The organism is Legionella massiliensis (assembly GCF_000756815.1).
GTDB lineage: Bacteria > Pseudomonadota > Gammaproteobacteria > Legionellales > Legionellaceae > Tatlockia > Tatlockia massiliensis.
The window spans coordinates 248741-260521 of record NZ_CCVW01000003.1 but is presented as its reverse complement, the minus strand read 5'-3'; the positions used below and the strand labels follow the sequence as shown (position 1 = coordinate 260521).

The window sequence follows — 11781 nt, the reverse complement described above, 5'->3', positions numbered from 1 at the left end:
AAATCCGGGGAATCTGATCACTGCTCCCGGATTTCGCTTCGCTACATCCGGGCTACATAGACCCCCTAATGCAACGTCATCCAGAGCGCAGCGAAGGATCTCCGGGATTAACACTGTGCCACATTCAGGAGATCCTTCGCTGCGCTCTGGATGACGTAGAGCTGAGACAAGGAGGGACGTGACCTATTACCATTCAATCCACACAAAGAATAGTAGGATTAAAGTTACCCCCCCATTTTAGGGCTTTGCGCCACAACTTCATCGGATAGCTTTGCTAGATGCTTAGCTTCTTGCGAGAAAAATGTTCTATATATAGGCTTTATACCCAAGCTTAGTACATCAGTTAGTTTTTGGAGAAAGGGTCTTTCTGACCAATCGGGTTGGTTCGCTAAACAGGTTTTGAAAGCGCTTGTTGCATCTGCAATTAAGGGCTTAGTATTTGCACTCTCTTCGCTTACTCTAAGAAAAGCTTCGAGAGCTTCCGCTCTATTAACTAACTTCTCTTGTATTGGTGATAAATCTTGATCATCTCTGTTAATACCCTCTTTTTCAATTTTAGCCTGCAAAAAACCGCTGTAATCTTCTATGATTTCAATTAGTCTGCGATTTTTTTCGAGTATTTTCGGATCCAACTCTGGTTGCTTATTTGCTTCTTTAATGTCAACTTCTAACGGCTCTGGATTATTTTCCTCTCGAGCATCTACTTGAGCATCTACTTGCTCCATATATTGGCTAAATACAGGTACATCACTTAGCTTTTGAAGAAATAGGATTTCCGCCGAATCTGGTTCATTCTCAAAACACGTATCGTAAGCAGCTTTTGCAGCCTCTATTAGGCCCTGCCGCAATAAAAAGTATTCGTAGTTGTTAAGGAAGGTTTGTAATGCTCTCTCTCTATTAACTAACCCTCGTTGTGCTGATGATAAATTGGGATCATCTCTGTTAATACTTTCTTCTTTAATTTTAGCTTTTAAGAAATCTCTGTACTCTATTATGGCCTGAATTACTGGGCGATTTTTTTCGCGTAATTGCTCCTCTAATTTTGATTGCTCATTTGCTTTTTCAATGTCGGTTTGTATTTGTTTGATATTCCTTTTAAAATTGGCAGATTCAGAAGGCTTCATTTTCTTAATATTTTTAAGTAAAGCTTGCTGATTTAACTGACTATTCATCAACTCATCAAGATGCCTTTGAGGCCGTTTCGTAGCTCTGACGACAAGCTCAGAAAAAGCTGAATTATTTCCATTAAATAATTCATATTCCTGCTTATTCGTTATCCTACAAGAAAGTATTGTTTCTCGGAATTCTTTATCCTCTTTCATACTCAGGACTAACTGACAGGCACCTTTGATACTTGTAAGAGAGTAAGCGAACTCTTCAGGGGGATTAAGTCCAGTGACCCGAAGATATTCTGAGAAAAAATGTAGTTTTTCAAGATCTTTTTTAGCCAAATCTGTTTTACAAAGCTCATAGTGAATTAAAGATATTAATTCATCAGCGCCTATAGCTTTTTCCAATATATTAGAGTATTGGTTACGAACAACATTAAGTAATTGCATGGCCTCATAATATTTCCCTTCTCTTAGGGCATTAACAAAGTCTTGCGCGCTTTCCATGATTACTCTCCGGATTCTGTTATTAATTACCATTATCCTGAAATCAAATTAAGCTTCGCTGATTATTGTATGAATTATTCGAATAGTGAGATTCGATTTTGGAATAGATTTGTCCTTTACTATTACAGGCCGCTAATCAGGCCAATACCAAGAAGGCAGATCTAACATTGATTGTCCAAGAATTTTTGTTTGTCCGACTTGTTTCTCAAGCTCTATCAGCTGACATCCTGGGTATTGTTTTAAAGCATCGATGAGTAAACTTGCATGAGAAACAACCCAAACCTGCGTTTTCTCGGAGGCGTGCAATATCAGTTTAGCTAAGGCAGGTATTAGATCTGGGTGCAAGCTGGTTTCAGGTTCATTGAGAATCAATAGCTGCGGTGGCCGTGGTGTTAATAAGGCTGCAACCAATAATAAATAGCGTAGAGTTCCATCGGATAACTCAGAACAACTAAGTGGCCGCAATAGTCCTTGCTGAGAAAGCCCTACAGAAAGATAACCGCCGTTGTGTTGCGTGATAATTAATTTTGCTCCAGGGAAGGCATCACTAATCGCTTTATCAAGTGCCTCACTATCGCCAATTTCTTTAATGGTTTGTAAGGCTGCTGCTAAATCATCCCCTTCATTACTCAATACAGGTGTACGAGTAGCAATTTGTGTTTTGCGAGCGGGAGCATCTCGGTCGCTACGGAAGTGATCATAAAACCGCCAGTTACGAATAGTTTCTCGCAGGCATATAATTTCTGGTGTCTCTTTTATATTGCCAATTTGCGAAAAAAGACTATCAAAAACATTTAAATGGTGGTCAATGACTTCCCAAGTCCGCGAAGAGCGAATTTTGACTATAGGACCGACTCGGTCAACAAGCAAATTCGCCGGCCTAAAGGAAGGGCCAGCCCAAATACATTCACGTTTAATTTCTGGATCTAATGAAAATATTGTTGGTGCTGGTGTAGGTAAACCCAGTGAAATAGCATAACTTAATTCTGGCGTTGAAAAGCCTAGCCGCATTCGCACCACTTTTTTACGCACCGAGCCTTCAATTGCGGCCTCACCTTTTAGCATCGCCTTAGACAAGGTTTCAGGTCCAGCCCAAAAAGTCGAGTTTAACCCCCCTTCTTGGGCTAAGGCTTTAATTACTCCTCCGCTTGCTGTTTGTGAAAGAAGGCGAAGAGCACGATAAATATTAGATTTACCACTCCCATTAGGTCCTGAAATCACATTGAGCTGCCCTAAAGGCATTTTTAAATCCAAGATGGATCGATAATTGTTTATTGCTAATACGGAAATCATTTAAGTACTTCGCCTCAATCTGAACAACTAAGCTAACATGTTTTTAGGTTGTCTGCTCAACTTTCCGAAAAGCGCCGAGGAAGCTCTAATACAAAAGAAGCCCCCTGCTGTGGACCATTAGATTGCACATAAAGCTTACCACCCAATTCATTGGCCAATATAGCGCAATTATGTAAGCCGTATCCATGTCCTTCTAATTTGGTACTAAAGCCAAAGGAGAAAATCTTTTCTAAGTCATCTTTTGCAATGCCCATGCCATTGTCATTAACGATAATCCCTATATTTTTCGCAGGGTTGAGCTCTTCTGTTTTAATCACTAGACGTCTTTCCTTGAGCTTTGATGTCATTAACGAATCGATGGCGTTTTTTATTAGATTGATCAGTATTTGCTGAATCTTGGCTCTTGTTGATAAAAATAGAGGCGTAATTGAATACATACGCTCTACCTTAATATCTAATTTACGGAGCTGGCTTGCATACAAAAGCACTATATCTTCAATTAGCTCTTCCAGCTCAATGGGTTCAACGATAAGCGAACTGGGTTTGCCAGAAAGTTGCTGTGCTGCAATCACCTGGTTGACATGGATCAGGTTTTTAGTGAGATGCTTTAATTCCTCTTGCATCTGCTCCTTTTCATTTTGTAATTGAGCAACAAGTTTTTCAAAATAAGGGATAAATAATTTGCCGCGCTCATCCTGGTTAAAGTAATAATCCAGACTCGTCTTATTTTCTTGCAAAATTTCTAATAGCCTATGCAGCTGGTTCAAATGAGAATCCCTGTGGTTTTCTGAAAGTATAGCGACGGAGGTATTAATACTATTTAATACATTACCAATATTGTGCAGGATAGAGGTCGCAATTTCGGCAATCCCCGCTGAGCGTGAAGTCTCAATTAGCCTTGCTTTTGCTTTATCTAGCTTAATCAATGTTGTATTTAAATGGGTCTGCAATTGTCCAATTTCATCCTTGGTAAGGATGGGTAAAAGGGGCTTTAGATCTTTATAATCAATGTTAGAGGCAAAATCACTGAGTTGAATAATAGGTTTTGAAATAACTCTCATAAGAAACAAACTAAGAGCAAGGGTGATTAAAATAATAATTGCGTTTAAAAATACAATAAGATTTCGCAGCTCAACAGAAGCAATAATTGTTTTTTCTTTTTCAGCATCTAAGCTTGTCGATTCTTGCAAAAGAATGGCCTTGGTAAATTCATTGAGTTTAGCCCCCTTTGCTTCAAGCACCACTTTCCTTTGTTCAACTATTTGTTCCGGCGCATCATTCTCTTTTACAGAAAAAACATCTAAGGCAGTTAAGATAACATCATCACGCAGCTGATTAAGCACCTGCACATTTCTATTTGAAGTACTGGCATATTTTTGATAGAGCTTTTGTTGATCACCTAATTCTTCAAGCAGAGATAAGAGCTCATCTTTTACAGCGCCAATTTTATTGGGTGTATTCGAATTAATTGCGGCCTTTTGTAATTCTCTATCAAAATTTGTAATAAAAAGATTAATACGGGTAATGATATTCTGCATGGTGAGCAAGGCATCGAACCTTGGAACAGTTTTATCAACGATAGTTAAAAAATTCTGTTTTACTTGCAAATAACGGGTAAGCAAATAAAGATTTACGGGAATAAAAAGCAGGGCAACAATCAGAAGGCTTAGAAAAATTTTATAGCGAATACTCATTTTTTTTCTAACTCATAATAGATTGCGGTTGAGCCTGGATAACAGCATTGCCAATTTTTTCCCCCAAATTCAAGCCCTCCTCGGTATCAATAGGAAAATGAATACCACCCCAAACACGGCTGGAACTGGCCTCTTGCGCTTTGTTCCACCAGACTTGCTTATTTTGTGGGAAATAATAAGACAAAATGGCTGCTGCTGCCGCTGAAATAGTAGAGTGCCCTGCAGGATAACTGGGATGGTTAGGCGTTGGCATTATAGTATGCAGTTTTGGATTTAACATAAAAGGACGCTTCACCCAATAGACATATTTGGAATAAAACACAGCAATAGCCGCATCCGCCATTCCCATAGCCAGAACCGAGCGAACAAATAAAACCTGAGCTAAGGGGATTTGTTCTGACTCGATATAGTCATTAGAAAACTTTAGCCAGATCCCAGGTGGTGTTATTGTTGATGGGTTACCAGCCCAAGAAACAACACCCTTGGTTTGTTTGGCTGAGATATGGTGTAAGGCATTCTCTGTATCCTGAAGTTGTCTCTGCCATGCTGGGCTGTTAGGTGCGGGTGGCTTTGCTGCCAAAAAATCCTTGGTTGAATTAATAGCCCAAGGCATCCACGAGCCTACCTCTTGGCCATAGTAGGGTCTTACGCCAGCCCAATAGTCAGAACCAGATAGTTCTGTCGCCAAATGTTCTTGCTTCTTATCTAATTCTCTTCGTTCTTTTACCTTAGCTAATACAAGTGTTGCCAATTGTTCTGAATAGACGTCTTCTTTAATTTGCAGCTTAATTTTCTCGCAATCATTGACGAAAAATAAGCATAAAACACCTGCGGAAACCTGATCAAAACTGCCCATAAATTGATGTTTTATATTGTAGGACAAAAAGGCCGCATCACGTTGAGATGTATAAACATAGGCATAGATTCTTGAGGCCGATGCGTCACCAACTTTGTTTGATTTAATTAAATCAAACATAATGCTATCCCATTTTTTTAACAAACCTTTGGTCATAGATTGTTTAGAGTTTAGCGAGGCCAATGAGCCCTCTGCCCCTTCGCTATATTGAAAATAGGTAGGGAACTCTGTTTTGAGGGTATGACGATAGGAGTAATAAAAAATAGATGCTACGAAAATTACCAAGAGAACGCTCAGCGTAATTCCAGGGTTTCTCATGATTTTTCTTTTTGCTCCTGCTTAACTATCCTAGTTACTATAAGAGGATTTGCCAGTAGCTTAGCAATTTCCTGTGAAGGTACGGGTTTACTAAAATAAAAGCCCTGCATTTGATTACAATCATGTTCTTTCAAAAATTCAAGCTGTTTCTGCGTTTCCACCCCCTCAGCAAGAACATCTAAATTCAAACTGCGCGCCATAGCTATAATCGCATGAATTATGACTTCATCGTTACGATTATATTGGATGTTATAGATAAATGATTGATCTATTTTTAGCCGGTCAAGGGATAGATTTCGTAGATGATGCAAGCTTGAATAGCCTGTACCAAAATCATCGAGCGCAATTTCAATACCTAAGACCTTAAGCTCATTGACTTTATGACTAATTGTCTCATTAACAATCGCTGTCTCACTGAGTTCTAATTCAAGATATTTGGCATCTAATTTTGTCTCAATGAGGATGTTCTTCACTGTTTCCACAAAGCCAGGCTGCATTAGTTGCTGCGAGGTCACATTAACTGCCATTCTAATGTGGGGTAAGCCCTTGTCTTGCCAGGATTTATTTTGCTGACATGCCTCTCGTAAAACCCACTCCCCTATTGGAATAATTAACCCGGACTCTTCGGCAAGGGGAATAAAATCGAGCGGTAATAGCATGCCTTTCTTTGGATGATTCCAGCGGATTAATGCTTCAACAGCCTCTAACTTACAATCTGCCGTGTGGAATTGGGGCTGATACCAGAGTGTTAACTCATTCCTGGCAAGTGCCTGGTAAAGCTCAGACTCAAGCACTAATTGCTCCAAAGCCTTGCTATTCATCTCATTTGAATAAAATTGAAATTGGTCACCACCTAATTTTTTAGCATGATACATCGCCGAGTCAGCATTCTTTAACAGCTCCTCAGCGTCACGACCATCTTGCGGATAAACGGCAACTCCCATACTAGTACTAATATTTAGTTCGTGGCCGCTAATATCTAGAGGTTCTTTAATCACATTAAGCAGCTTGTTGGCAACAATATGAACATACTCCGGATCGCTTAGTTCGGTGATTATTAATACAAACTCATCGCCGCCAATCCTAGCCAAGGTATCAATAGAACGGACTGAAGATGATAAACGCTGAGCCATAATTGACAGTAAGAGATCACCAGTAGCATGTCCTAAACTATCATTAACCAGCTTAAAACGATCCAAATCAAAAAACAAAACGGCAAAACTAAAACGGTGACGTATGCAACTTGCAATAGCATGTTGCATTCTATCGTATAGCAGAGCTCTATTTGATAGACCAGTGAGGGTATCGTGGGTTGCTTGATACTTTAATTCTTCTGTTCGTTTTTCAACGGCCTGCTCTAAGGACTTAGTATAAATACGCGACTCTCGCATAAGTTTCCATTTACGTGTTAGGGCATAGGCTAATTGGCGAACTGCAATATGGTCAAAGGGTTTCTTTAACAGCAGGAAATTATCATTATGTCCTAATTCCTTGATAGTCTCTTCCCATGAGTAATCGGAATAGGCTGTACAAATAACAACGTGAATATCAGGATCTATTTTCCAGATTTTCTTGATAGTCTCGATACCATCCCAGCCTGGTGGCATACGAATATCAACAAAAGCCAATGAATAGGGTTCTTTTTCTGTCATCGCTTTGCTAATAAGCTCAATTCCCTCTTTGCCTTGGGTGACCGTGTCAATTTTAAAACGGGGTAGAATAAGATCTTCAACATAGATCACTGGTGTATTAAATAACTTTTGTTCCAATTCAATGAGTTCATTCGGAGGCGGCTTTGTTAAAATTTTTATAAAATCTCTATGTATTTCAACGTTATCATCAATAATGATGATGCGAAAATCATAATTCTTTTCATCCATAAATCTGCTCGAAGAATTTGCGTATTTTTGTAATTATAGTAGGGTTTATTTACAATAATTTACTGTACTTATTAAAAAGCTTATATAAACCTAATAATCCATAGTCCACTATGGGCTGCCCGATGTATTTTCCACGAGAGTTTTTACCGCTACGCCAGCCAATAAGAAAGGCAGGAATTAACATGGCAGTTAACAAAAATTGATGCTGTTTGCATAGATTTTTAAAGTATTGTTTGTCAGTTTGTTGCTTGCTTTTTGCCAGTTTAATCCTTGTTTCCAATTCAGCGATCGACATCAGCAGCTCTTTCTTCTTCTGGTTCACATTCACTCCTTTCTTGATGTATACGAATACAATCCCGAGTTCTTGCAAAACTCATCTGCTGCAAACGATGTTTTAAATCCCTTGCAAGTATTAGAAATGCAATAAGATTCACAAACAAAATCACAAGGATAGCTATTAGGGGGTTTTTAGTGACGATATAAACTAAATCACCGGCCAGTAGCATCACTGTGAACCATAGGGTTATAGCAAAGGCTATAAGCAAACTAAAATCAATTAGTAATGGATGCAGATTTAAGCCCGCCAACTTTGCTTCTAATTTAAAAAGCTTAAAGAGGTCTCTAGCAAGGGCATACTTGTTTGAAAATATTCCTTCAAAATGCTCTAAAAATTTCATTATTTTTTTAACAAAGAAGAAAGAATAAATCCTATTCCGCCAGCAATTAAGAGGGAAGAAATCGGCTTTTCTCGCACATGTTTAACAAGACTATCAGTGCAATCTTTAATACTTTCATGGGCATCACAAACCGTTTTTCTACCTTCCTCATACATCTCGCTAGCCTTGTCTTTGACATGCTCGTAAAGAGCCTCCGCATGTTCTAAGGTTTCCTTTGTTTCATTTTTAACTTTTTCATCTTCTAAATTTAATTTAGGTGTATTCGATTTCGCCACGATTTACCTCCTAGTGAAAATTCTGCTATGAGTATAGTCTATAAATTGACCCTTGCTTAAATCCGCAGCCTGGATGCCGATTCTATACCCGATCACGCTGAGCAACTCAGCCCCTCATCCGCCCTTCGGGCACCTTCTCCCCCAGGGGGCGAAGATGCCCGAAGGGCGGATGAGGGCTACACTTCACTTATTATGAAACTGCTCATGCTCAGTACTGCCATTTAAAGCAGTTGTTGACGATTCACCCTGCATGATTGTGTTTTGCACGGCATCAAAATAACCTGTACCAACGAAGGCTTGATGTTTAGTTGCCCTAAATCCTTCGCTTTCCTTCGACATTTCCTTTTGCTGCATGCGTGAATAGGCAAACATTCCTTCTTCATTATAGGCTTTTGCAATTTCAAACATACCCAAGTTGAGGCTATGCCAACCGGCTAAGGTAATAAACTGATATTTATAACCCATCTCATATAACTGCTCGCGGAAAGTTTTTAAATCATGCTCTTTAAGATTGGCCTGCCAATTGAATGAGGGGGAGCAATTATAACAAAGAGTTTTTCCTGGGAATTTCTCATGGATTGCCTGGGCAAACTGACGAGCTTCGGCAATATTGGGTTTCGATGTTTCACACCAAATCATATCAGCATAAGGTGCATAAGCTAATCCCCTGCTTATTGCTTGCTCTATACCACAATTTACATAATAGAAGCCTTCTGAAGAACGTCTACCCGTTAAAAATACCTTGTCATTCTCATCAAAATCGCTGGTTATTAAAGTCGCTGAATCAGCGTCAGTTCGCGCGATTATCACTGTAGGAACACCACAGACATCAGCAGCAAGTCGTGCAGCAATTAATTTATGAACCGCCTCAAAAGTAGGGATAAGTACCTTACCGCCCATATGGCCGCATTTTTTTGCAGAAGAGAGTTGGTCTTCAAAATGAACACCAGCAGCTCCTGCTCGAATCATATCTTTCATTAATTCAAAGGCGTTCAAATTACCGCCAAATCCTGCCTCAGCATCCGCTACAATGGGTGCGTACCAATCGATTGACTGATCTTCTTCAAGACGATGGATTTCATCTGTACGTTGTAAGGCGTTATTAATGGATTTCACTAAATTAGGAACAGAATCAACGGGATATAAACTTTGGTCGGGATACATTTGTCCAGCAGAGTTGCGGTCACCAGCCACTTGCCAGCCAGAGCAATAGATTGCTTTTAATCCAGCCTGAACCGCTTGAACCGCTTGATTTCCGCTTAAACAACCCAGCGCAGTCACAGGAGAGTTTTGCTGAAGCATCTCCCATAGTCGCTCAGCACCATATTTCGCAAGGCTGTGCTCAATATGAAGGGACGGTCTCAATCTCACGACCTCTTCAGCACTATACGGACGCTGAATTCCTGCCCAGCGAAGATTAGATTTCCAATCTTTTGATAATTGATTAATTTGTTCTTGCTGGCTTTTGTTCATGATATCTCTTCCTGTGATTATTAACTAACATTAGGTAAGCAGGTAAAGTTAGAAATTCATCAAATTCTTCATTTCTAATCATGTCTACAAATAAGCGAAACGCCTCTTCGTAAGCTGAATTTGCGAATGATTCTTTATCAGTACCTTCTTTTATTTTAGTAAATTCGCTGTCTGCAAATTTGCTAAATAAAGTGTTATCCAACTGGCGCCCATCATTGAGCGTTGCGGAAAATTTTAGCCATTGCCAAAGTTGAGAACGGCAAATTTCTGCCGTTGCTGCATCTTCCATTAAATTATTGATAGGAACACAGCCATTTCCCATAAGCCAAGAATTTAAATAGAGGACACCAACACTGATATTGTTCCTAATACCCTGCTCAGTGATTGATCCATCAGGAACTTCTAATAAATCAGCTTGGGCTATAGAATAAACAGGTTGGGGCTTATCGATTTGGTTTGCAGTAGGCATCAGTTCATCAAAGGCTTTCAGTGCAATCGGTATTAGACCTGGATGTGCAACCCAGGTTCCATCATGACCGGCTGAAGCTTCGCGCAGCTTATCCGCATATACCTTTTCTAAGGCTGCATTATTTGCCGCCTCATTACCTTTAATTGGGATTTGCGCGGCCATTCCACCCATTGCATGTACGCCACGGCGATGACAGGTTGTAATTAATAAACGAACATAGGACTGCAGAAAATGCCTGGTCATTGTCACTTCCTGGCGATCAGGCAGGACACAGTCAGCATGATTCCTAAATTTTTTGATAAAACTGAAAATATAATCCCAACGGCCACAATTGAGTCCCGAAGAATGTTCCTTTAATTCAAAAATAATCTCATCCATTTCAAAGGCAGCACTTATTGTCTCGATCAAGACTGTTGCTCTGATTGTTCCTTGTGGAATATCAAGGAGTTGTTGAGCTCGAGAAAAGATATGATTCCATAATCTGGCTTCTAAATGAGATTCCATTTTTGGCAGATAGAAATAAGGACCACTGCCCTGTGCAATCAATTTTTTGGCATTATGGAAAAAATAGAGAGCAAAATCGAAAATTGAGGCAGAGACAGGCTGGCCATTAATGACCACATGGGCTTCACTGAGATGCCAGCCTCGTGGTCTTACAACCAAGGTTGCGCAACTAGGATTAAGCTTGTATTCCTTATTATTTTCGGGGTTTAGGAAGCTAATTGTTTTATCGACCGCGTCGCAAAGATTGATTTGTCCTTGTATGCAGTTATCCCAAGTGGGCGAGTTAGAATCTTCAAAATCAGCCATAAATACTTTGGCACCGCTATTTAAAGCGTTAATAATCATTTTACGGTCAACAGGACCTGTAATTTCAACTCGACGATCCAATAAATCGGCAGGGATTTCGGCCGCCTTCCAATTTGAACTGCGAATATGTTCTGTTTCTTTTAGAAAATCTGGAAACTTGCCTTGATCATAGATCTTTTGTTTTTCATTCCTGAGCTCTAAGAGTTCTTGACGCTTATGGCGAAACTCAAGTTCTAAGGTAGCAAGAAAATCCATTGCTTCCTCTGTCAGGATTCTTTCATAACCTTTTGATATTTCTGGTATTACTGAGAGTTCGTATTTGCTCATTATTCTTATAGCCTTATCTAAATATGCTCTCGTCCCTTCTTCCGGGCCCCTTCGTCCTGAACCTATTAAGACGTTACAAAATTATCTCTAACC

General features: G+C 39.7%; 10 protein-coding genes. All 10 read right to left on the bottom strand.

Going from position 1 to position 11781, the window contains the following annotated elements; all coding sequences use genetic code 11:
- Positions 1 to 224: 224 nt before the first annotated feature.
- On the bottom strand, positions 225 to 1616 hold the full coding sequence (locus BN1094_RS12750) for a hypothetical protein (protein ID WP_043874837.1): 1392 nt from the start codon (positions 1614 to 1616) through the stop codon (positions 225 to 227).
- Between the two features lie 132 nt (positions 1617 to 1748).
- Positions 1749 to 2909, bottom strand: a complete 1161-nt coding sequence (locus tag BN1094_RS12745; protein ID WP_043874836.1) for an AAA family ATPase — start codon at positions 2907 to 2909, stop codon at positions 1749 to 1751.
- Between the two features lie 56 nt (positions 2910 to 2965).
- A complete protein-coding gene (locus BN1094_RS18910; RefSeq protein ID WP_052403281.1) occupies positions 2966 to 4603 on the bottom strand; it encodes a sensor histidine kinase in 1638 nt (545 codons plus the stop codon).
- A gap of 7 nt (positions 4604 to 4610) precedes the next feature.
- Complete coding sequence (locus BN1094_RS18905; protein WP_052403280.1) at positions 4611 to 5777, bottom strand: vanadium-dependent haloperoxidase; 1167 nt, start codon at positions 5775 to 5777, stop codon at positions 4611 to 4613.
- Positions 5774 to 7657 carry an EAL domain-containing protein gene (locus BN1094_RS12730; RefSeq protein ID WP_043874835.1) on the bottom strand — a complete coding sequence of 628 codons (1884 nt, stop codon included), beginning with the start codon at positions 7655 to 7657 and terminating at the stop codon, positions 5774 to 5776. The genes BN1094_RS18905 and BN1094_RS12730 overlap by 4 nt, the downstream gene beginning before the upstream one ends.
- A 49-nt stretch (positions 7658 to 7706) precedes the next feature.
- A complete protein-coding gene (locus BN1094_RS12725) occupies positions 7707 to 7952 on the bottom strand; it encodes a hypothetical protein (protein WP_043874834.1) in 246 nt (81 codons plus the stop codon).
- Positions 7939 to 8334: a hypothetical protein gene (locus BN1094_RS12720; RefSeq protein WP_043874833.1), complete on the bottom strand. Its 396-nt coding sequence runs from the start codon at positions 8332 to 8334 to the stop codon at positions 7939 to 7941. Before BN1094_RS12720 ends, BN1094_RS12725 begins: the two co-directional genes overlap by 14 nt.
- Positions 8334 to 8609 carry an ElaB/YgaM/YqjD family protein gene (locus BN1094_RS12715; protein WP_043874832.1) on the bottom strand — a complete coding sequence of 92 codons (276 nt, stop codon included), beginning with the start codon at positions 8607 to 8609 and terminating at the stop codon, positions 8334 to 8336. Before BN1094_RS12715 ends, BN1094_RS12720 begins: the two co-directional genes overlap by 1 nt.
- 183 nt (positions 8610 to 8792) lie before the next feature.
- The gene (gene aceA, locus BN1094_RS12710) at positions 8793 to 10082 is read right to left on the bottom strand and encodes an isocitrate lyase (protein WP_043874831.1); all 1290 of its coding nucleotides are present in this window, start codon (positions 10080 to 10082) and stop codon (positions 8793 to 8795) included.
- Positions 10054 to 11688, bottom strand: coding sequence for a malate synthase A (gene aceB / locus BN1094_RS12705; RefSeq protein WP_043874830.1), 1635 nt, complete (start codon positions 11686 to 11688; stop codon positions 10054 to 10056). The genes aceA and aceB overlap by 29 nt, the downstream gene beginning before the upstream one ends.
- Between the last annotated feature and the right edge of the window lie 93 nt (positions 11689 to 11781).

Bases quoted from the DNA above. Each gene is read 5' to 3' on its own strand.
- BN1094_RS12730 (WP_043874835.1), bottom strand. From the start codon at position 7,657: ATGGATGAAAAGAATTATGATTTTCGCATCATCATTATTGATGATAAC.
- BN1094_RS12750 (WP_043874837.1), bottom strand. From the start codon at position 1,616: ATGGAAAGCGCGCAAGACTTTGTTAATGCCCTAAGAGAAGGGAAATAT.
- aceA (WP_043874831.1), bottom strand. From the start codon at position 10,082: ATGAACAAAAGCCAGCAAGAACAAATTAATCAATTATCAAAAGATTGG.
- BN1094_RS12745 (WP_043874836.1), bottom strand. From the start codon at position 2,909: ATGATTTCCGTATTAGCAATAAACAATTATCGATCCATCTTGGATTTA.
- aceB (WP_043874830.1), bottom strand. From the start codon at position 11,688: ATGAGCAAATACGAACTCTCAGTAATACCAGAAATATCAAAAGGTTAT.
- BN1094_RS12725 (WP_043874834.1), bottom strand. From the start codon at position 7,952: ATGTCGATCGCTGAATTGGAAACAAGGATTAAACTGGCAAAAAGCAAG.
- BN1094_RS18910 (WP_052403281.1), bottom strand. From the start codon at position 4,603: ATGAGTATTCGCTATAAAATTTTTCTAAGCCTTCTGATTGTTGCCCTG.
- BN1094_RS12720 (WP_043874833.1), bottom strand. From the start codon at position 8,334: ATGAAATTTTTAGAGCATTTTGAAGGAATATTTTCAAACAAGTATGCC.
- BN1094_RS18905 (WP_052403280.1), bottom strand. From the start codon at position 5,777: ATGAGAAACCCTGGAATTACGCTGAGCGTTCTCTTGGTAATTTTCGTA.